Below are 20,180 nucleotides of genomic sequence, written 5' to 3' on the forward strand. Positions count from 1 at the left end.
GCAGCTGCAACCATCATGGGAACCCAGATACCGGCGCCACCCTCAATGTTCTTGAGGTCGTCTTCGGTTTTGCCGATTGCCTGCATCCACCTGCGGCCAAGGACTGCCGGCATGTACCAGACGAAGCCGATCACCATGCTTGAAACGAAGGCCAGAAGTACGGCGAGCCAGTTGATCTGCGAGATGTGAGAGAGCCAATCCATGCCTAAAAGCCTAGTGCGTTCAGGACTCCGCCCCGGCGCTACGGGCCCTCGTGCCTGGACCGTGTTGGTGTTGCCGCCATCCTCCCGATAAGTGGCTCGGTGCGGTACGGGATATGGGTGTGCAGGGCAAGGACCGTCTCGGTCCTGATGACTCCCTTGGTGCGGAGTACCGAGCGCAGGGCTGACTGCAGGTTATGGGTATCCGTTGCCACTACCCGGCACCACAGATCGCCGCGGCCGGAGATTTCATGGACCTCCAGCACCTGGGGGATGAGGCGCAGGGCGCCAATCACTCCGTCGAGTTCCCGGTGGGTGACTTCAATGGTGACGAACGCGACGACGTCGTAGCCCACCTTTTCGAGGTCCACTTCCCGGCCCGCGGCTTGCAGTACGCCGGAGCGGAGAAGGCGCTTGACCCTGCTCTGGGCCGTGTTGCGGGCTATGCCCAGTTCGTCGCTGAGTTCGGCGATCTGGATACGGGGATCCTTGATCAGTTCCAGGAGGATCTTCAAGTCCATGGGGTCAAGGGTGTTCAAATGGTCACTCCAGCTCACTTGGGCAGTACTACTTTGAGTATTTTGCTCAATCTTCGCATCCTTATATCTCTCAAAGCTCAGCAGTATTGCATTCTATTGCCATCAATACTTAGCCGGACTGGGATTCCCACAAGGAATACCACCATCCGGCCACCGAGTCCGAAGGCATGGAAATGACTGTCTTGAGCGAACTCCGCATGCGTCCGGCCACCGCCGAACGCTGGGGATGGGATGCCTCCACCACGGCCAGGCTGGTCCTGGCCGGGGTTGTTATCTTTACACTCCTGGTTGGCGCCAACCTCGCCACACCGTTGTACCCCTTGCTGCAGGCCCGGATTGGCATGTCTTCGCTGGGAGTAACGGTTGCCTTCTCAAGCTACGTCCTGGCGTTGGTAGCGGTCCTTATGGTGGCAGGCCACTGGTCCGATCACATTGGGCGGAGGGCAGCATTGGTGCTCGCCGTCCTCGTCGGTTTGGTGGGAGGGGTCATTTTTGCCAATGCTGACAGTCTCCTCACGTTGTCCCTCGGCCGGGCGCTCCAAGGCGCGGCCGTTGGACTTGCCACGGGAGCCAGTTCGGCTGCATTGCGCGAACTGCTTCCCCAGCGGCCTGATTGGGCGTCCCGCTTCACCCTGCTTTCCTCAGCTGGAGGCGTGGCCGCTGGTCCTGCAATCGGCGGCCTCCTGTCACTTTTGCCGGACCCCACACGGACTCCGTACTATGTGCACTCGGCGGTGCTGCTGGCTGCCCTCGTTCCCCTCTGGCTGCTGAAAGCCAGGCCCGCTATCGCCCCGGCAGAAGGGCCAAGGCCGCTGAAGGTCCTTGCCCCACGGAAGCCTTCGATTTCCCATGACGCCCGCGGAGCATTCTGGATGGCTGCGGCCACAGGGTTCCTGAGCTTTGCTGTGTTCGGCTTCTGCCTTTCCCTGGCACCCGGTTATTTCGCCAGCATGGTCCACGCCGATTCCAGGCCCTTGATAGGCCTTCTTGCCGGTGTGACTTTGGGCGCTTCCGCCTTGAGCCAGTTGCTGGGTGCCCGCGGACGCTTTGTTGTTCCTGTGGCACTGACCGTGCTGGGCGTCTCGGTGGTTTTGGTGGGAGCCGCGGCAGCATGGTCCAGTCCTTGGCTTCTGGTGGCTGCCAGCATCGGTGCAGGCGTGGGCCAGGGCATTGCCTTCCGCCAGGTCTTCAATGAGGTTGCCGGAAAAGTGGAGGCTGCCCGCCACGCACAGGTCATCAGCACCGTCTACGTCATCACGTATTTGGGCAGTGCCGTTCCGGTGATTGGGCTGGGACTCGCTGTCTCGGCGATCGGCCTGCAGGCCGCCGTCGCGGGTTTCACCGTTCTGTGCGGCGTAGCTGCCCTGGCGCTGGCGATCGTGTCCCTTCGAAGCGTTTTGCGGTCCTGAGGTACCCGTTGCTTCCTGACCTGCGGTGGGGGTATTACTCCGGCAGCGGTCCGCGGTTACCCGGAATGTGCTGGAAGACCATGGTGGTTTCCGTGTGGCCCACCACGGGATCCGTGGCCAGGTTGTCCAAAAGCCAGTTGCGGAGATCGTCCGTGTTGGCGACGGCGATGTGCAGCAGGTAGTCCACGGAACCGGTGGTGTGGAACGTGGAGATGACCGCCGGAAGCTTGGGAACCCGCGCAGTGAAGCGATCAATCTGGTCGCGATCGTGGGCGCGGAGGCGGACAGCAATCAGGGCCTGTACCGAACGCCCAATGGCAGGCAGGCTCAAAACGGCTTCAAAACCCTCAATGATCCCGCGTTCGGACAGCGCCCTTGTGCGCATGAGGGCAGTGGATGGTGCGATCCCCACCAGCTCAGCCAGTTGCTTGTTGGAGATCCGGGCGTCATCAACCAACGCTGCGAGGATTCGTTCATCGATCGCGTCCAGCGGCTCAGCGCTGCCCGTGCTTGACCGAACATTCTTCGTGGGGTTGCTCACGGATCCTCCTGAAATTGCCTTGCATTCATCCTAAGCGGTGAAATGTTCAGGTGACTATTGTCGAGCAGGGGCTCGTCGGGCGCGCCGCCGATCCAGTCGTTGGAGGGGTTCGCTGAGCAGCATCAGCATCAGCGGCCAATTTCCGGCACCGGGAATGGCTAGGGACAGGAGAAGCGAGACGAGGAAGAGGCCGGAAACGATGCCGCTCGCTCGAATTCCTGCCAGGGCATCGGTCTCGTCCATGGTGTGGAGGTAGGGGTGGGACCGCAAATAGACGCGGGCCAAAAGAAGCAGGAGGCTGGTGGCGAACAGGGTTCCAATGTAGACAAGCGGCTGCGCCCAGTCGGACTGCAGCTGTGTGGACAATGAGGTAGCCACCGGCATCACCACGATGGTGAACATCCAGGCCACCGTCAACCACAACAAGCCCGGGTCAACATGCTTGACGCTCCGAAAAAGTTTATGGTGGTGTGCCCAGAAAACCGCGATAAGGGCAAAGCTCAGGACGAAGCCGAGCAGGGCATACTGTTCCTCCGCCAACCACTCAGCAGTTGTGCCATGGTGGTCGGAAAGTTCGCCCACGCTCTCCATGAGGGGCAGGATCAGCAGCGTCAAAGCAATCGCCACCACGGCATCCGTAAACGCTTGCAACCGCTCCGGCGACGACAACTCCCGGCTTTTGGAGACCTGTGTCATGCCTCCGATTGTAGGGGCAGCGATGCCGAATTCAGCGGCGCGGAAATCAGCGGCTGTGCCCCTGGCTGCGGTGGACCACCAAGGTGACTGCCGCCGTCGTGCATGAAAGTGCGATGACGCTCAACGCCAGGGCCGGCCAGTCAAAGGCCTGGAAAGCCAAACCGCCGGCCCATCCGATGACGCTGGAACCGAGGTAATAGGAGAGGTTGTACAGGGACGCTGCCTGCGCCCGGCCCGTAGTTGCTATGGCGCCGGTCCATCCTGAACCAACGCTGTGGGCAGCGAAGAAGCCGCCGGTAAAAATGACCAGCCCGGCCAAGGTGGCTGCGAGGTTCTCCACCAACGTCAGCGCCAAACCTGCTGACATGACGGCGATGCCGGCCACCAGGACATTTCGTCGGCCGAACCGGGTGGTGAGCCCCGCGGCCCAGCGTGAACTGACGGTGCCGGACAGGTAGGCGAGGAAGATCAGGCTCACCGCAGTAGCGGGAAGCCCGAACGGTTCCGCGTGCAAGCGAAAGCCCAGGTAGTTGTAGACCGCAACGAAGCCGCCCATCAGCAGGAAAGCCTGCAAGTACAGCGATAACAACTTGGGGTTGCCCGTATGCCCCGTCAGGGTCCGGAGTGCGCCGCGGAATCCGGGGGTCGGGGCAGGACTGAAGCGCCGCTGCCTGGGCACGAGCACCAGGAACAAGACTGCAGCGACGGTGGCCAGCAGGGAGACAGCCAGCGTTGCGGCGCGCCATCCCCAGAGTTCTCCAACAGGTCCGGCCACCAGGCGCCCGGCCAGCCCGCCCAAGGTGGTTCCTGCAACGTAAGTGCCGGCCGCCAAGGCTGTGTGGACTTTGGTCACTTCCTCGTTGAGGTAGGCGATGGCAATGGCGGGGATTCCGCCCAAGGCCATGCCTTCCAAGGTTCGTAGTGCCAGCAACATCGGTACGTTGGGCGCCAAGGGAACCAGCAGCCCCAGGAGTGTCGCCACGGCAATGCCGATCGTCATCGCCCGCACACGGCCTATCCTGTCCGCCGCGAATGACCACGGCAGCACTGTCATGGCGAGGCCAACGGTGGCCAGCGAAATGCTGAGGGCGGCTTCGGCTGCGGTGATTTTGAGCTCGCCGGCCATCAGGGGAAGTACTGCCTGGGTCGAATACAGTTGGGCAAAAGTTGCGACGCCGGCAAGTGCCAACGCCGCGAGGACCCGGTTATATCCGCGGGAACCCTTGGCATGGCCGTCCCATGTTCCTGTGCTGCCGGTGGCGATGGTGTTGGTCACCCGGCAAGGTTAGGGCGGTCCGGACTCAGCATTCCAATGCATGGATCTCTTAGGATTGATGCATTAGTGCATGAATCACCTTTCCCAGCGATGGAGCGCCATGGAGCCCGACCACCACCAGCTCATCCAGCTCCTTCCTTTGCTGCCCGTTTTGGCCGAGCTGGGGCGGACTGAACACATGACCGAAACTGCCGGGATCCTGGGGGTACCCCAGTCGACCGTGAGCAGGGCCGTGGCGCGGGCGAGTGCCATTGTGGGGATGGATCTATTGATCCGCGAGGGCCGCGGTATCCGCCTGACACCGGCTGCGAGGACGCTGCTGCCCTACATCGAGGCAGCCTTGGAGGATTTCCAAGCCGGGCTGGACAGGGTCCGGCAGGAGTCGGACGTCGTGAGGGGCCGGATTGGAGTCTCGTTCCAACACACGTTCGGGGAAGCGACGCTTCCGCTGCTCATCAGTGCGTTCCGGAGTCTTCACCCACACACGGTGTTCGAACTCTGGCAGGGTCCACGCGATGACTGCCTGAAGCAGTTGGCCGGCGGGGAGATGGATTTCGCCCTGACGGCACCCATTGCGCCGGAGGGGCGTGGCATTCACGCCCTGCCGCTGTACCGCGAGCCCCTGCGGGCGGTGCTGCACTACCGGCACCCCCTGGCAGGGCGGGCCGGCGTGCACCTCTCCGAGCTCCGCCATGACCCCTACATCACGCTCCCCGAAGGGGTGGGTTTGCGGGCACTGGGCGAGGCGCTCCTTCGTGAAGCCGGTTTCCGGCCCCGGATCGCTTTTGAAGTCCAGGAGTCCACCTCTGCCCGCGGCCTGGTCTCCGCCGGCCTGGGCTACAGCATTCTTCCGCCGGCGGGGCCGGGATCGGGAACAGGCCAGTTCCTTCCCGAGGCCGAGCTCGGGCTCGTTGAAGTGGCCATCGAATCGGATCTGGCCTTCCGGCAGATCGGCATCGCCTGGCGGGAACGGAACTTCGAGCCGGACGCCGTCAGGCTGTTCCGGGAACTGGTGGTCTCCGAGGGCGGGGACTTGCTCGCCGAACTTGTCAGAGCCCGTTCAGGAACTCCCTGACCACATCCGTGGCGGATCCTTCCCTTGCCTGCTGCCAGCCCGACCCCGCCCACAGGTTGAGGCGGTGCGGATCACCGGCCGCGGACGATGCAGCCCGGACCGGGGCGGTGAGGTGGTGGATGGCCGGATAGCCATCCGGTGCTTCCCGGTGGTCAAGGACAAATTCGTTGACCAAAGATCTCGCCCAGCGTCCCGTGAAAGCCCGGGTCATTGCCGTCTCAGTAAATGCCGGATCACCCAAGGCGTCCTTGTGCAGCTGCCGTGCACCGCTCTGGTCAGTGCGAACCAGCGCGGTACCGATTTGGGCGGCCGATGCTCCTGCGGCCAGCACTTCGCGCAGGGCTGCACCGTCCATCACGGCTCCTGCCGCAATAAGGGGAAGTCCGACGACGCCACGCACCCGGGCGACCAGCTCCGCCGTCGTGCGGGCTGCTTGTCCCCGCCCCGGCAGGAAAGACGCCGTGTGTCCGCCCGCCGAGCTGTGCTGCACTGCGATCGCATCCGGGCCCTCCTCTGCAGCCGCCAGCGCTTCCTCAACACTGGTAACACTGGAAATGACCCGGCTGCCTGCTTTGCGAAGCGCCTGGACCACCGGCTTTCCGGGAAGGCCGAAAGCGAAGCTCACGAACTCCACGGGGTCCGCCAGGAGTGCGTCGATCTTCTCCTGCCAGGCGTCGTCGTCATCGAGGCGAAGGGGAGGCAGCGTTACGCCGTAACGGGCCGCCTCGGGCTCCAGTTCCGCACGGTATGCCTCAAGCCGTGACACGGCCGCAGGCCCCGGCGGGAGCTGCCGGGGGTCCGGGACAAAAACGTTCATCCCGAAAGGAATGCCCAGGGCCCTGGTCGCCGTGATCTCGGCAGCCATGGCCTCCGGCTTTTTGTAGCCGGCGGCAAGGAATCCCAGGCCGCCGCCCTCGTGAACGGCCCGAATCAACTCCGGTGTTGACGTTCCGCCCGCCATGGGGGCTGCAACAAACGGCGTACCAAACAGGGAATGTGGCATGGGCAGTTTCTCCTCCGGACGGTCCAAGCTAGTCTTTCACGGTGAACAATCCTGACTCTGCCCAGCATTCCCATGCCGGCCCGGAAGCCGTGGACGGCACCGTCATCGGGCTCGACATCGGCGGCACCAAAACCCGCGGCGTACGGTTCGAGAACGGATCTCCGGTCCGGGACGAGAGCGCGGGCAGCTCCAATGTCCAAAACGTCACCCGGGAAGTGGCTGCGGCAAACCTCGCTGAACTGTTGGGGAAGATCGGCGGCGGCCACGTTGACGAGGTATACGCCGGTGCAGGCGGAATTGATACCGATGAGGATGCCCGGGCGCTCGCGGACCTCATTGCACCCCATGCCCCCGGTGCGCGCATCACAGTGGTTCACGATTCACGCCTGCTGCTGGCGGCCGGTGGAGCGAGCACAGGAGTTGCGGTCATAGCCGGCACGGGCTCGGCAGCGTGGGGAAAGAACGACGCCGGCGAGGAAGCCCGGGCGGGCGGCTGGGGCTATCTCCTGGGCGATGAAGGAAGCGGATACTGGTTGGGGCGGGAAGCTGTCCGCCACAGCCTGCGCCGGATGAACCAAGGTTTGGAGCCTGATCAGCTCAGCCGTGCCCTGTTGGATTCCGTCGGCGTGGAGGAACCCGGCAAGCTGATCGCGTTGTTCCATTCACCTGACACCGGCCGCCGTTACTGGGCGCAGCAGGCCCGGCTGGTGGTGGAAGCGGCCGATGCCGGAGACCCAACCAGCAGGGCGCTGGTGGAGCAAGCGGGCCGCGACCTGGCTGATCTCGCCGAACAGGCCGTCCGACAACTGGGCCTTAACGGTCCAGTGATTCTCGGCAGCGGCCTTGGCATGAACGTCCCCCGGTTGCAGGAGGCGTTCAAGGCCAAACTGGCTGCAGGCGGGATCACTGATGTGCGCATTCTTCAGCAGGATCCTGTCTTCGGCGTTCCGCGGCTGGTAGCTGAGCAGCGCCGCTAGCTCAACCGCGGGTTCTCGGGCGCAGCTTGACCCCGGGCAGCGGGGGAGCAGGGATGCGGCCTGCTTCCGGTCCGGCGTCGGGACCGTGGCCCTGGACGAAGCCGAAGCGTGAGGCGGCGGCAGCAGCGTCGTCGAGCAATCCCTCCGCCTCCCACTCCTCGCGGGCCTTTTCCACTTCTTCGTGGGTCCGCCCTACGAAGTTCCACCACATCAGCAGGTCTTCACCGAACGGTTCACCGCCAAGGAGCATGAATCGGGTGTCCGGTTCTGCTTCCACCGTGAGGCTGGACCTTCCGGCCCCGAGATAGGCCAAAGGCCCGGCTTCTATGTCCTGGCCGTCGATCACCACGTGGCCGTCCAGAACCAACACGGCGTGTTCAAACTCCGGTTGCACGGGCAGTTCAAGGGTTCCCGTGCCGGTGATATCGGCGCCCAGGATGGGGCTGAACATGGTGGCGGGGGAGCGCTGGCCGGCAAATTCACCCACCATGACAGTGGCTGTGAAGCCCTGGCCCACGGCGACAGGCAGGTCCCGTACTTGTTCGAACGACGGCGCGCGGTGACGGTGCTCGTCGGGCAAGGCAACCCACAACTGCAAACCGCGCGATACCGGGATTTCCTCCACCAGCGGGCTCGAGTCCTCGCTGGTTGGGGCGGCGAGGACGGAGAACTCCGAGTGGGAGATTCCGTGGCCGGCGGTCATGATGTTCAGCTCGCCCGGCCGGACCACCACATCGCTGCCCACGCTGTCGCGGTGCCGCACTGCGCCTTCAAGGGGCCAGGTGACCGTTTGCAAGCCGCTGTGCGGGTGGGGGAGGACGCTCATGGCAACCCTGTCCGGGCCGAAGCTGTCCAGGAAGCACCACGCGCCCACGGTGGGCAATCCACGTTGGGGCAAGGTCCGGAAAACGTTCATGGCGCGGACGCCGCCGAGGGGAACTTCCCGTTCAGGCCATAGCTGAACGCATGGCCCCTGACCTTCATGGGCCGCCGGGCAGACCTCTTGCGCCGGAGAAGTATCAAGATTGGTCATGTGTTCATCACCTGTGCATAAATGTTGGATATTGAGCTAATCTGTTCCATGTGAACAACGCGCTCTTGAGCTACCACGACGCCGTCCTTTACCGTTCGGGTGAACCGTATCGCATCCTCGCCGGAGCCATCCACTACTTCCGGGTCCACCCGGATTTGTGGCAGGACCGCCTGCGTCGCCTCAAGGCGATGGGCGCCAATACTGTTGACACTTATGTCGCTTGGAACTTCCACCAGCCTAAGCGCGATCAGGCCCCGGACTTCAGCGGCTGGCGGGACCTGGGACGGTTCATTGACCTCGCAGCGGAGGAAGGACTGGATGTCATTCTCCGGCCCGGCCCCTACATCTGTGCCGAGTGGGACAACGGAGGCTTTCCCGCGTGGCTGACCGGGACCCCGGGCATCGGCTTGCGATGCATGGATCCGGTGTTCACCGGCGCAATAGAGGAATGGTTTGACCACCTCCTGCCGATCGTGGCCGCTCGACAGGCCTCCTCAGGAGGCCCTGTGGTGGCCGTGCAGATAGAAAACGAATACGGCAGCTACGGTGACGACCACGAATACATCCGGTGGAACCGGCGGGCCCTGGAAGAGCGTGGCATCACCGAGATGCTCTTTACGGCCGACGGGGGCACCGACTACTTCCTCGACGGCGGTTCGATCGAGGGGACATGGGCTACCGCAACGCTGGGAAGCCGGGGAGACGAAGCCGTAGCCACCTGGCAGCGGCGCCGGCCCGCAGAGCCGTTCTTCAACGTTGAGTTCTGGGGCGGCTGGTTCGATCACTGGGGCGAACTGCACCATCGTCGCGACGCCGATGATGCAGCACGGGAAGCCCGCAAGATGCTTGACCTTGGCGGATCGCTGTGCGCGTACATGGCCCATGGCGGGACCAACTTCGGCCTCACCTCCGGCAGCAACCATGACGGTACCAAGCTCCAGCCCACGGTCACCAGTTACGACTCCGATGCTCCAATCGCCGAGAACGGGGCCCTCACGCCAAAATTCCATGCCTTCCGCAAGGAGTTCTACCGCGCGCAGGGCATTGAGGAGTTACCTGAACTGCCCGTGGAGTTACTCGCTGATGCTCCCGTGCTTCCGGCCCGATCCCTGCCGCTCGGCGGCGGGCAGGGCCTGCCCGCACTCGTCCGGAATTCGGGAGAGGCCGTTAGCAGCGTCAAGCCCCTCAGCTTCGAGCAATTGGGACTCGACGCCGGTCTGGTGCTGTACAGCGCGGACGCCATCCTGCCCGGGCAAACAGGGGCGCCCGCCGAAAGCCGGCTCAAGATCACCGGCCTCAACGACCGGGCCTACGTATGGGTGAATGGCGACTTTGCCGGTGTCCTTGATGACGTCACCGGCGCCGAAGGATTGGTTGTAACCGGCACCGGAGCACCTGCGAAGCTCGAGATCCTCGTAGAGAACCTGGGACGCATCAACTACGGGCCACTGACAGGACATGGAAAGGGCATCCTGGGCGGAGTCCTCATCAACCAGCGCTACACCTTCCACTGGGTGCAGACCCCGGTGCCCCTGGCCGAATGGACACAGGACCACCTCGAAGTCCTGCCCGGCGCTGACTTCGAGATCGGCGAAACGGCGGATACTTACATCGCTTTGCCCGATTCCGGGAAGGGCTTCGTATGGCTCAACGGCTTCCTGCTCGGCAGGTACTGGGAAAGGGGTCCCCAAGTGACCCTCTACGCGCCGGCTCCACTGCTTAAGCGTGGTCGCAACACCATCAAGGTGCTGGAGCTCGAAAAGCCGGGGACCGTCGTCGAACTTCGCGAGGCGCCGGATCTGGGCCCGGTGGAGGCCGGCCCCATCGAGGCGGCCGAACTTCCGTAAGGCAGCCGGGCAGGCAATTATGCTGGCACCATGACCCTGCAGTTCGACACCCGCCCAGCCGCGTACGCCGTGATGATCCGGGAAGGAAAGATCCTGCTGGCCTATTGGAAGCAGGACGGCAAAGAGGGTTGGACCCTTCCCGGCGGAGGGTTGGACCTCGCTGAACATCCTGTGGACGGCTGCCGGCGCGAAGTTTTCGAGGAAACCGGCTACGAAGCGCATATTGACCGCATGCTGGGTATCGACGTCGGCCACTGGCCCGGCGATGTCCGCCCGGATGGCTCAGTCAGGGATTTCCAGGCCTTGCGCCTGGTCTATGAGGCCACGGTGGTGGGCGGTGAACTGACCCACGAGGTAGATGGAAGCACCACCCATGCCGCTTGGGTTCCGCTGGACGACGTCGGCAAACTCAACCGGGTTTCCTTGGTTGACACTGCCCTGCGGCTGCACCGGGAGCGCCCGGTAAACGGGAAGCTCGACTAAAACCGCGGAGCCGGGGCTAGCCAAAGCTGCGCTGCTTGGCTACGCTGAACACCGTTGCCGGCTTTTTGGTTGCCGGCCTGGATGCCGAGGAGGTGGATTTGATGATTGCAGCGATCTTGCGCGCCCCGTTCTCAGTTACGGAGCGCCGTCATCAGCCCATCATTCCTGTCCCGGCATCCGCCTGCCAGAGCTAGGCGGCCGGGCCTCATCAGAGGCTTCCATTGAGTTCTTTCGCTTCTTCAAGCAACCCTTCCGTCAGTTCCACCGCGTCTGTCAGTTCCACCGCGCAACTCCGTGGCCCCGTTGAATACGGCTTCACCGAGGCAACCGCCCAACTGTTCCGTGAACACTCCACATCCCGGTGGCAGGAAGATCCCGCCCCGGGCCGGGTGGTACGCCTTGACCGGAACCGTGTCCTGGTGGCTTCAGCCGACGGCCTGCTCCATCTGCCCTATCCTGCCCACGGCCTGGTGCCGGCCACCGGAGACTGGGTATGGCTCGGCCATAACAGCGCCGGGGAGCCCGCCGTCGTCGAGGTTCTGCCCCGCCGTTCGGCGCTCAGCCGCAAACGCGCCTTTGAGGCCTCCTCCGAGGAGCAAATTTTGGGCAGCAACATCGATATCGTGGCAGTGGTGGTGCCCGTGGACCGTCCGCTGACCCACAACCGTCTGGAGCGGACCTTGGTTGCCGCGTGGGACTCCGGTGCCACGCCCCTGGTGGTCATCACCAAGGCGGACCTGGCCTATCTGGCCGACGACGTCGTCGGGGAGGTCATCCTGCAGGCGGCCGGTGTGGACGTAGTTACCACATCGGCAGAGCAGGGGGACGGCCTCGACGAACTCATGCAGCACATTCCTGCGGGTGCAACCCTGGTGCTGTTGGGTCCTTCCGGCGCCGGCAAATCAACGCTGATCAACGCGCTCGCCGGGCGTGAGGTACAGCAGACAGGCGAGGTCCGGGCCGGCGACGGCAAAGGCAAGCACACCACCACGTCACGTGAACTGGTGCCCCTGCCAGGCGGTGCCGTGCTGATGGACACCCCAGGAGTCCGGGGGTTCGGCCTGTTTGATGCAGATGACGGCATGGAGGAGATGTTCGGGGATCTGGAAGAACTTTTCACCGAATGCCGTTTCGCCGACTGTGCCCACCAGGCGGAGCCGGGGTGTGCGGTGCAGGAGGCCCTCGCAGAGGAAACACTCGATCCCCGGCGGTGGGCCAGCTACCTGAAACTGCAACGTGAGTTGGCTGCCTTGGCCAGGAAACACGATGCCGCGGCCCGCCGCGCCTACCAGCGTGAGTGGCATCAAAAGGTGGTGGCCGCGGAGCGGGGCCAGCGTGCCGCGGAACGCTACAAGCACGATCAAGCCCAGGAGCGTGCCGGAAAAGGTGGTAAACGACGCAAACGCTGAACATTGCCGATTCATTACGGAAAACGTGGCGGCGCTGACATCGCCCGTGGTGCTGGTTAGGCTGGGTGAAGATTGCTTTGCAGCCAAGTAATAAGAGTGCATATGATCGTGTGGCTCTACCGATGTTCTCAACCACAGATAGGTAAGCCCGGGTATGGCCGAAGCCATGATTGAGTTCCAGAGCGTCACCAAGCAATACCAGGGCGGGCAGCCGGCGGTGGACGCCCTGAGCATGTCCATCGACAAAGGCTCCATCACGGTGTTCGTCGGGCCTTCGGGCTGCGGCAAGACCACTTCCCTGCGCATGATCAACCGGATGGTGGAGCCCACCAGCGGGACCATCACCGTGGCAGGCAAGGACGTTTCGCAGGTTCCTGCTCCGGAACTCCGCCGCTCCATGGGCTACGTCATGCAGTCATCCGGGCTCTTGCCGCACCGCTCCGTCCTGGACAACATCGCCACCGTTCCGCGGCTCAACGGTGTTTCCAAGGCTGACGCGCGGAAACGCGCGGAGGAACTGCTCGACGTCGTCGGGCTGGCTTCGGTTCTGGGCAAGCGGTACCCGTCCCAACTCTCAGGTGGTCAGCAGCAGCGCGTCGGGGTTGCCCGGGCGCTCGCTGCTGATCCTCCGGTCCTGCTGATGGACGAACCCTTCAGCGCCGTGGACCCTGTGGTCCGTGACGAACTGCAGCAGGAACTTCTGCGCTTGCAGCGGGAACTGGCCAAGACCATTGTTTTCGTGACACACGACATCGACGAAGCGACGGTTCTTGGTGACAAGGTTGCGGTCTTCGCCGTTGGAGGGAAGCTGGCCCAGTACGCTGCGCCGGAAGAAATCCTTCGGGCCCCGGCCAACGACTTCGTTGCCTCCTTCGTGGGACGCGACCGCGGCTTCAGGCACCTGGCGTTCAACCCGGCGGACGCAGTGACCCTGCACCCGGTCACCATGGTCAGTCCCTCCGACGGTCATCATGCCGGCCGCGCGTCGGGGGAGTGGGCACTGGTGGTCGACGCCGATTCCCGCCCCTTGGGATGGTCCTCGCCGCGCGATGGTGCGGGTTTGATCCCGGGTGGATCGCTGTTCCGTAAGGGTGACACCCTGCGCCGCGCCTTGGACGCGGCGTTGTCCTCGCCGTCGGGCCTTGGCGTAGCAGTGGACGACGACGGCCGCGTTGCCGGGGTTTTGAAGGCGCCGGAGGTCCTGGCACTCATTGAGGAAGTCCGCCATCACCGGGAGGACGCCACCTGATGGAGTGGTTCCTCGACAACACTGACCTGGTTTTCGGATTGGCGGGCCAACATATGGTGCTGGCCGTCATCCCCATGATCCTGGGCCTGCTGATTTCCATTCCGCTGGCCCAGTTGGCCAGGCGCAACAGCACCCTCAGGTCGATCGTGACCACCGCTACCTCGTTGCTGTACACCATTCCCTCGCTGGCACTTTTCATCATTCTTCCCACCATCCTTGGCACCAGGATCCTGGACCCGTTGAACGTAGTGGTGGCCTTGACCATCTATGCGGTGGCACTTCTGGTCCGTGCAGCCATTGATGCCTTCGACTCCGTGGACGATGACCTCCGCAACGCGGCCGTCGCCATGGGCTTCAAACCGCTGGCACGGTTCTTCCAGGTGGACCTGCCTTTGTCCTTGCCGGTGCTGTTCGCAGGATTGCGTGTGGTGTCGGTCAGCAACATTTCGTTGGTCAGCGTCGCAGCGCTCCTCGGCGTGGGCAATCTCGGCGTCCTGTTCACGGATGGCCTGCAGCGTACGTTCATCACGGTAGTGGTGGTGGGCATTATTGCCATTCTGGTCTTGGCGCTGTTGATGGATGCCGTGCTGGTGGTCCTTGAGCGGCTCCTGACTCCCTGGACACGTGCTGCTGGCGGAAAGACGCCACGCCAGGACGGTACTGCGCTTCTTACCGAAACCAAGTCCGGGCCGGCAGCACCGCATGCGGCTCTTCGACCGGATCCGGGGGCCTCCGCATGAATATCTTTGCCGAGACCATTGCCTGGCTGACGAGCCCTAAAAACTGGACCGGAACCGGTGGCATCCCCACCCGGCTGCTGGAGCACCTGCAATACAGTGCGCTGGTTCTGCTGATCGCTGCTGCGATCGCTGTGCCCATCGGTCTTTACATCGGGCACACCGGGCGCGGCCGCGTGGTTGCGGTGGCTGTTGCCGGTGCGCTGCGTGCCCTTCCCACACTCGGGCTGCTGGTCTTGTTCGCTTTGCTTGCCGGCAGTGGTCTGATGCCACCGGTGTGGGCCCTCGTCATCCTCACGGTCCCGCCACTGCTTGCCGGTACGTACGCCGGTATCTCCAGCGTTGACTCCACCGTGGTGGACGCCGCCCGGGCCATGGGCATGACCGAGCTCCAGATCCTCTTCCGAGTGGAAGTGCCCAACGGATTGCAGGTGATGTTTGGTGGCATCCGTACTGCGGTCCTCCAGGTCATTGCCACTGTTTCCGTGGTGGCCTACCTGCCACTCGGCGGGCTGGGACGCTACCTGTTTGATGGCCTGGTCCTGCAGGACTTCCCCCGGATGCTGGGCGGTTCACTGCTCATCGCAGGGCTCGCCATCGCCGTGGACCTGATCCTGGCCGGAGTGCAGAGGCTAGTCATCTCGCCCGGCCTGACCCTCGACTCAAGCGGCCGCCAGAAGGCAGCCGACGATCTCACAGCCGCGGCTCCTGCCGGGGCTGCCGTTCAAGGAGGTACACCATGAAGAACCCCGTCCCCATGACCCTTACACGCCGTGGTCTCGGCGGCCTCGCAGCCGGACTGGGTGTGGCCCTTGCGTTGAGCGCGTGTGGAGGAAGCCCCCTGGCCACACCTTCCACCTCGGCACCCAGCGGATCCGCGGCCGGTGGTTCGCTGGTAGTCGGTTCGGCCGACTTCCCCGAGAGCCAGGTCATCGCCGAAATCTATGTCGGTGCCCTCAACGCAGCCGGTCTGACGGCCACCTCCAAGCCGAACATCGGTTCACGCGAAATCTACTTCAAGGCAGTTCAGGACGGATCCGTCGACCTCGTCCCGGACTACTCCGGCAACCTTTTGTCCTATGTGGACACCGAGGCCAAGGAAGTTTCCGCAGAGGACGTCTACAAGGCCCTCCCGGGCAAACTTCCGGATGGCCTCGCCGTCCTGGAACCGGCAAAGGCAGAGTCCAAGGACGCCATGGTGGTGACCAAAGCTACCGCAGAGAAGTACCAGCTGAAGTCCATCGAGGACCTGGCCAAGGTCTGCAAGGACTTCACCATGGCAGCACCGGCTACCTTTGAGACGCGCGCCTATGGCTTCCCGGGCCTTAAGGCCAACTACGGCTGCGAGCTCAAAGGACTCCAGCCGTTCAGCGACGGCGGTGGGAACCTGACGCTCCAGGCCCTGCTGGAGGACAAGGTCCAGGTAGCCGACATCTACACCACCACGCCCTCCATCGCTGACAACGACCTCGTGGTCCTCGAAGACCCCAAGAACAACTTCAAGGCCCAGCAGGTCCTGCCGTTGGTCAAGGAAGCCAAGATGACGGACAAGGCCAAGGAAGCGCTCAACAACGTCTCCAAGATCCTGACCACCGATGACCTGATCAACCTCAACCGTGCCGTCAGCGGCGACCAGAAGCAGGCGCCCAAGGACGCAGCCGCCGCGTGGCTGAAGGACAAGGGCATCGTCAAGTAACGCCTGATCAACAGCACGCACGACGGCGGTGACGGACCCAGGCGGGTCCGTCACCGCCGTCGTCGTATATGTGAGTTAAGTCTCAGCTGAACCCCATCAGCCTTGTGGCATATTTGAGGGATGGCGAAATTCAAGCAGTCCACCAAGCTTCATAATGTCCTTTACGACATCCGTGGACCGATTCTTCAGGCCGCCCAGCAGATGGAGGCGGAGGGTCACAGGATCCTCAAACTGAACATCGGAAACCCGGCTCCTTTCGGTTTTGAAGCGCCCGACGCCATTTTGGTGGACATGATCCGCCATCTGCCCAACGCCCAGGGTTACAGCGATTCGCGCGGGATCTTCTCGGCCCGGACCGCCGTCTCGCAGTACTACCAGACCCGCGGCATCCAGAACATCCATGTTGATGACATCTATCTCGGCAACGGTGTCAGCGAACTTATCACCATGTCCCTGATGGCCCTTTTGGAGGACGGCGACGAGGTCCTGATTCCCACGCCGGACTATCCGTTGTGGACTGCTTCCGTTGCCCTGGCCGGCGGCCGCCCCGTGCACTACCTCTGTGATGAGGACTCCGGCTGGCAGCCTGACCTTGAAGACATGGAAGCGAAGATCACGCCGCGGACCAAGGGCATTGTGGTGATCAACCCCAACAATCCCACCGGTGCGGTGTATCCGGAGGAGACGCTCAAGAAGATCGTCGCCCTCGCCGAGAAACACGGCCTGGTGCTCTTTGCCGATGAAATCTACGAGAAAATCCTCTACGAAGACGCGGTCCACATCAACCTTGCCGGGCTCACCGGCGACGACGTCCTGTGCCTGACATTCAGCGGTTTGTCCAAGGCCTACCGGGTTTGTGGTTACCGGGCCGGATGGATGGCTATCTCGGGGCCAAAGAAGGACGCTGCGGACTACCTTGAAGGAATCAATCTCCTTGCCAACATGCGCTTGTGCGCCAACGTTCCCGCGCAGCACGCCATCCAGACAGCTTTGGGCGGGTACCAGAGCATCAACGATCTCATCCTGCCCGGTGGCAGGCTCCTGGAACAGCGCAATAAGGCCTACGATCTCCTGAACGCCATTCCCGGGGTCAGCACCCAGCAGGCGCGGGGAGCCTTATACCTGTTCCCCAAGCTGGACCCTGAGGTCTATCACATCCGCGACGACGAGAAATTTGTCCTGGACCTGTTGAAGGAACAGAAAATCCTGGTCTCCCATGGCCGGGCTTTCAACTGGGTGCGCCCGGACCACTTCCGCATGGTCACCCTGCCAAACGTCAAGGACATCGAAGAGGCCATTGGTCGCATGGCGGACTTCCTGTCGAGGTACCCGGGCAACTAGCCTGAGGTCCATGGCCGTTCCACGAGGGCGCGGCCCTGCGGAAAGGCACACCCCATGGCTGTTGCAGTTGAATTCGCCAAGAGTCCTGCTGAGGTCCTGAGGGTCGGATCCGGGTTCACGCTTGCCAGTGTTGACCCGGACTCGACCCCGGGATACCCAGGTGCCAAAGCTGACGGCAAGGCGCTGTTGGGAGCCCAGGACGCACGGCTGGCAGAACTGCAGGAGAAGCTCTTTGCCCAGGGCCGGTTCGGCAGCACCAAACGGCTGCTGCTGATCCTGCAGGCCATGGATACCGCAGGCAAGGGTGGCATCGTCAGCCACGTGGTGGGTGCCATGGATCCGCAGGGTGTCCAACTGCGTGCCTTCAAAGCACCCACAGATGAGGAAAAATCCCACGACTTCCTCTGGCGGATCGAGAAAGAAGCTCCCGCTGCCGGAATGGTGGGTGTCTTTGACCGCTCGCACTACGAGGACGTCCTGATTCACCGTGTTCATGGGTGGGCGGACGCGACGGAGTTGGAACGCCGCTACAACGCCATCAACGACTTCGAGTCCCGGCTTGCAGATCAGGGCACCACCGTTGTCAAGGTGATGCTCAACATCAGCAAGGACGAGCAAAAAGAGCGGCTGATAGCGCGCTTGGATGACCCCAGCAAGCACTGGAAGTACAGCAGTGGAGACTTGGCCGAACGCGCGTTCTGGGACGACTACATGGATGCCTACAGCGTGGCGTTCGAGAAGACGTCAACGGACATAGCGCCCTGGCACGTGGTCCCGGCCAACAAGAAATGGTACGCACGCATCGCCGTCCAACAGCTCCTGTTGGATTCCCTTGAACGCCTTCAGCTGGACTGGCCCAAGGCAGACTTTGATGTCGCTGCCGAACGGGCCCTTGTGGTGGCTTCCTAGGAATCCGCTCCGGGGGCTGCTCGGTACGGTGCTGCTTGGGCGTTACTGGGCGGCAGTACCGGTGTCGTTGCTTCCGTCCCGGGCCGTGGCCAGGCGTTTGCGGGCGCCTTCCAGCCAGTCCTCGCAACGTTTGGCCAGGGCTTCGCCCCGCTCCCAGAGTGCCAGGGATTCTTCCAAGCTGGCGCCCCCGGCCTCCAAGCGGCTGACGACGCCCATCAGTTGCTCACGGGCTTCCTCGTAGCTCAGGGAGTCGAGGGAGTCCGCTGAAGGTACGGCTGTGTTGTTCTCGGTCATGATGTCCTTTGAGTTCACTAGTGATGATGGTGACCGATTCATCAACGGTCCACGATCTGTCCTTGGCCTGTGGAAACTGCCCTGAAGCGACCTTCTGCTACGCGAATGGCAAGTGCGGTTCCGTCCGGGGCTTCCTCCGGGCTGCTCACTACTTTGTGCCCGGCCTGATCCTCGCCGACAATCTGGACTACGGCGTAGCCACGGTCCAGTGTCTTCTGCGGCGACAGGGCCCTGACCTGTGCTCGCAGGTGATGCACTTGGTCCAGGGCGCGGGCAACAGCGGAGCTGACCGCAGCGTGGGAACGCCGTTGCAGGCGATGGATGTCATCGGCCCGGGCATCCACCATTGAGGTAGGGGAGGCCAACACAGGGCGTGACTTCAAAGCATGCAGCCGGTCTGTCTCGCGGTCAACCATCCTGCCGATGCTCCGGCGCAGGTGATCCCTTGCTTGCCTCACCATGGCCAGTTCCTCGGCTACATCCGGGACGATGCGCTTTGCCGCGTCCGTGGGCGTTGATGCGCGAAGATCCGCGACGTCGTCCAGGATGGGACGGTCTGCTTCGTGGCCAATGGCGCTCACCACAGGAGTGGTGGCGGCTGACACTGCGCGGATGAGGTCCTCGTTGCTGAACGGGAGGAGATCTTCCAACGCCCCGCCCCCGCGTGCCAGGACAATGACGTCAACGTGGGGATCGGCGTCGAGCTTCTTCAATGCTGCGATGATCTGCGAGACCGCGGTGTTGCCCTGTACGGCAACCTCGCGGACGTCGAACTCAACAGCCGGCCAACGCAGCGCAGCATTGCGCTGGACATCCTTTTTGGCGTCCGAGTCCCGGCCGGTGATGAGCCCGATGCGGTGGGGAAGCAGGGGCAGCTTGCGTTTCCGGGAGTCCGCAAACAGGCCTTCGGCCGCCAGGGCCTGCCTCAGCCGCTCGATCCTGGCCAGCAAATCGCCCAGGCCCACCGGACGGATGTCCTTGACGGACATGTTCAGCCGGCCCGTTTTGACCCAGAAATCCGCTTTGACCAAAGCAACCACGCGGGAACCGCGTTCGAGGGGAATCTTTTGGCGGTCCAGCACTGTGGACCAAACCGATGCCGGAAGGGAAATTTCGGCGTCAACATCCCGGAGGGTCAGAAAGGCGTTGCCGCCCCGGCGGTTCAGTTCAATGACTTGGCCCTCAATCCACGCCGCGGGTGCCCGCTCTATGTGGGCTTTGAGCTTGCGCGAGAGCAGTTGCAGAGGCCACGGATTGTCCGGGCTTGTTTCAGCGGCCGTTCCCGGCAAGGTGGATTCAGGCGTGGCTTCAGCGGACATGGGCGGTCCGTGCCTGTTCCGGTCTCCGTGTCTGTTGCTGCATGATGTGTCCTCGCTCCGGGATGCGGCGTGGCTGCCGGCCGCGTTCCAACTCTATCCATAGCTTCCCAGCCGCTCCCGACATTTTTCCTATCATGTGGACAGACC

22 protein-coding genes are annotated in these 20,180 nt (G+C 63.2%); 13 read left to right on the forward strand and 9 right to left on the reverse strand.

Annotated features, from left to right (window positions below; genetic code table 11):
* A partial coding sequence (locus HP499_RS02845) for a DUF1761 domain-containing protein (protein WP_172322436.1) occupies positions 1–203 on the reverse strand: 203 nt, incomplete at its 3' end.
* Positions 204–241: 38 nt separating this feature from the next.
* The gene (locus HP499_RS02850; protein ID WP_253951357.1) at positions 242–721 is read right to left on the reverse strand and encodes an Lrp/AsnC family transcriptional regulator; all 480 of its coding nucleotides are present in this window, start codon (positions 719–721) and stop codon (positions 242–244) included.
* Positions 722–912: 191 nt separating this feature from the next.
* Here HP499_RS02850 and HP499_RS02855 point away from each other — a divergent pair, with 191 nt between their 5' ends.
* Positions 913–2,148: an MFS transporter gene (locus HP499_RS02855; RefSeq protein ID WP_172322438.1), complete on the forward strand. Its 1,236-nt coding sequence runs from the start codon at positions 913–915 to the stop codon at positions 2,146–2,148.
* A gap of 34 nt (positions 2,149–2,182) precedes the next feature.
* Here HP499_RS02855 and HP499_RS02860 read toward each other — a convergent pair whose 3' ends face one another.
* Genes HP499_RS02860 through HP499_RS02870 form a run of 3 tightly spaced genes read right to left on the reverse strand, consistent with a single transcriptional unit; the run spans position 2,183 to position 4,661 of the window.
* Entirely contained in the window at positions 2,183–2,689 is a 507-nt protein-coding gene (locus HP499_RS02860; protein ID WP_011775479.1) for an Lrp/AsnC family transcriptional regulator, read from the reverse strand.
* A gap of 54 nt (positions 2,690–2,743) precedes the next feature.
* Positions 2,744–3,385: a TMEM175 family protein gene (locus tag HP499_RS02865; RefSeq protein ID WP_172322439.1), complete on the reverse strand. Its 642-nt coding sequence runs from the start codon at positions 3,383–3,385 to the stop codon at positions 2,744–2,746.
* 46 nt (positions 3,386–3,431) lie between these two features.
* A complete protein-coding gene (locus HP499_RS02870; protein WP_172322440.1) occupies positions 3,432–4,661 on the reverse strand; it encodes an MFS transporter in 1,230 nt (409 codons plus the stop codon).
* A gap of 100 nt (positions 4,662–4,761) precedes the next feature.
* Between HP499_RS02870 and HP499_RS02875 the strand changes: the two genes are divergently transcribed.
* Positions 4,762–5,736 carry a LysR family transcriptional regulator gene (locus HP499_RS02875; RefSeq protein ID WP_172322460.1) on the forward strand — a complete coding sequence of 325 codons (975 nt, stop codon included), beginning with the start codon at positions 4,762–4,764 and terminating at the stop codon, positions 5,734–5,736.
* Here the strand turns inward: HP499_RS02875 and HP499_RS02880 are convergent.
* On the reverse strand, positions 5,711–6,739 hold the full coding sequence (locus HP499_RS02880) for a nitronate monooxygenase (protein WP_172322441.1): 1,029 nt from the start codon (positions 6,737–6,739) through the stop codon (positions 5,711–5,713). The genes HP499_RS02875 and HP499_RS02880 overlap by 26 nt on opposite strands.
* Before the next feature lie 41 nt (positions 6,740–6,780).
* Here HP499_RS02880 and HP499_RS02885 point away from each other — a divergent pair, with 41 nt between their 5' ends.
* Complete coding sequence (locus HP499_RS02885) at positions 6,781–7,716, forward strand: BadF/BadG/BcrA/BcrD ATPase family protein (RefSeq protein WP_172322442.1); 936 nt, start codon at positions 6,781–6,783, stop codon at positions 7,714–7,716.
* 1 nt (position 7,717) lies between these two features.
* Here the strand turns inward: HP499_RS02885 and HP499_RS02890 are convergent, their stop codons facing one another.
* Positions 7,718–8,749 carry a pirin family protein gene (locus tag HP499_RS02890; protein WP_172322443.1) on the reverse strand — a complete coding sequence of 344 codons (1,032 nt, stop codon included), beginning with the start codon at positions 8,747–8,749 and terminating at the stop codon, positions 7,718–7,720.
* Between the two features lie 50 nt (positions 8,750–8,799).
* Here HP499_RS02890 and HP499_RS02895 point away from each other — a divergent pair, with 50 nt between their 5' ends.
* From HP499_RS02895 to HP499_RS02940, 10 genes are all read left to right on the forward strand, one after another.
* Complete coding sequence (locus HP499_RS02895) at positions 8,800–10,596, forward strand: beta-galactosidase (protein ID WP_172322444.1); 1,797 nt, start codon at positions 8,800–8,802, stop codon at positions 10,594–10,596.
* A gap of 30 nt (positions 10,597–10,626) precedes the next feature.
* A complete protein-coding gene (locus tag HP499_RS02900; protein ID WP_172322445.1) occupies positions 10,627–11,079 on the forward strand; it encodes an NUDIX hydrolase in 453 nt (150 codons plus the stop codon).
* A gap of 35 nt (positions 11,080–11,114) precedes the next feature.
* Positions 11,115–11,273 (forward strand): hypothetical protein, encoded by a 159-nt coding sequence (locus HP499_RS02905; protein ID WP_172322446.1) that lies wholly within the window; start codon positions 11,115–11,117, stop codon positions 11,271–11,273.
* Positions 11,274–11,300: 27 nt separating this feature from the next.
* Positions 11,301–12,488, forward strand: coding sequence for a ribosome small subunit-dependent GTPase A (gene rsgA, locus HP499_RS02910; RefSeq protein ID WP_172322447.1), 1,188 nt, complete (start codon positions 11,301–11,303; stop codon positions 12,486–12,488).
* A gap of 154 nt (positions 12,489–12,642) precedes the next feature.
* Positions 12,643–13,737, forward strand: coding sequence for an ABC transporter ATP-binding protein (locus tag HP499_RS02915; RefSeq protein WP_305849732.1), 1,095 nt, complete (start codon positions 12,643–12,645; stop codon positions 13,735–13,737).
* Positions 13,737–14,477 (forward strand): ABC transporter permease, encoded by a 741-nt coding sequence (locus HP499_RS02920; protein ID WP_172322449.1) that lies wholly within the window; start codon positions 13,737–13,739, stop codon positions 14,475–14,477. Before HP499_RS02915 ends, HP499_RS02920 begins: the two co-directional genes overlap by 1 nt.
* Positions 14,474–15,217 (forward strand): ABC transporter permease, encoded by a 744-nt coding sequence (locus tag HP499_RS02925; RefSeq protein WP_172322450.1) that lies wholly within the window; start codon positions 14,474–14,476, stop codon positions 15,215–15,217. The genes HP499_RS02920 and HP499_RS02925 overlap by 4 nt, the downstream gene beginning before the upstream one ends.
* Complete coding sequence (locus tag HP499_RS02930) at positions 15,214–16,170, forward strand: ABC transporter substrate-binding protein (protein WP_172322451.1); 957 nt, start codon at positions 15,214–15,216, stop codon at positions 16,168–16,170. Before HP499_RS02925 ends, HP499_RS02930 begins: the two co-directional genes overlap by 4 nt.
* 120 nt (positions 16,171–16,290) lie before the next feature.
* Complete coding sequence (locus HP499_RS02935; RefSeq protein ID WP_026546228.1) at positions 16,291–17,511, forward strand: pyridoxal phosphate-dependent aminotransferase; 1,221 nt, start codon at positions 16,291–16,293, stop codon at positions 17,509–17,511.
* Positions 17,512–17,565: 54 nt separating this feature from the next.
* Positions 17,566–18,420 (forward strand): polyphosphate kinase 2 family protein, encoded by an 855-nt coding sequence (locus HP499_RS02940; RefSeq protein ID WP_172322452.1) that lies wholly within the window; start codon positions 17,566–17,568, stop codon positions 18,418–18,420.
* A 42-nt stretch (positions 18,421–18,462) separates the two neighbouring features.
* Here HP499_RS02940 and HP499_RS02945 read toward each other — a convergent pair whose 3' ends face one another.
* Positions 18,463–18,714, reverse strand: a complete 252-nt coding sequence (locus HP499_RS02945; protein ID WP_172322453.1) for an exodeoxyribonuclease VII small subunit — start codon at positions 18,712–18,714, stop codon at positions 18,463–18,465.
* Positions 18,715–18,755: 41 nt separating this feature from the next.
* Positions 18,756–20,033 (reverse strand): exodeoxyribonuclease VII large subunit, encoded by a 1,278-nt coding sequence (xseA, locus tag HP499_RS02950; RefSeq protein WP_172322454.1) that lies wholly within the window; start codon positions 20,031–20,033, stop codon positions 18,756–18,758.
* Positions 20,034–20,180: the final 147 nt, after the last annotated feature.

Origin of the sequence: Paenarthrobacter sp. CM16 (assembly GCF_013179505.1) — a bacterium.
GTDB lineage: Bacteria > Actinomycetota > Actinomycetes > Actinomycetales > Micrococcaceae > Arthrobacter.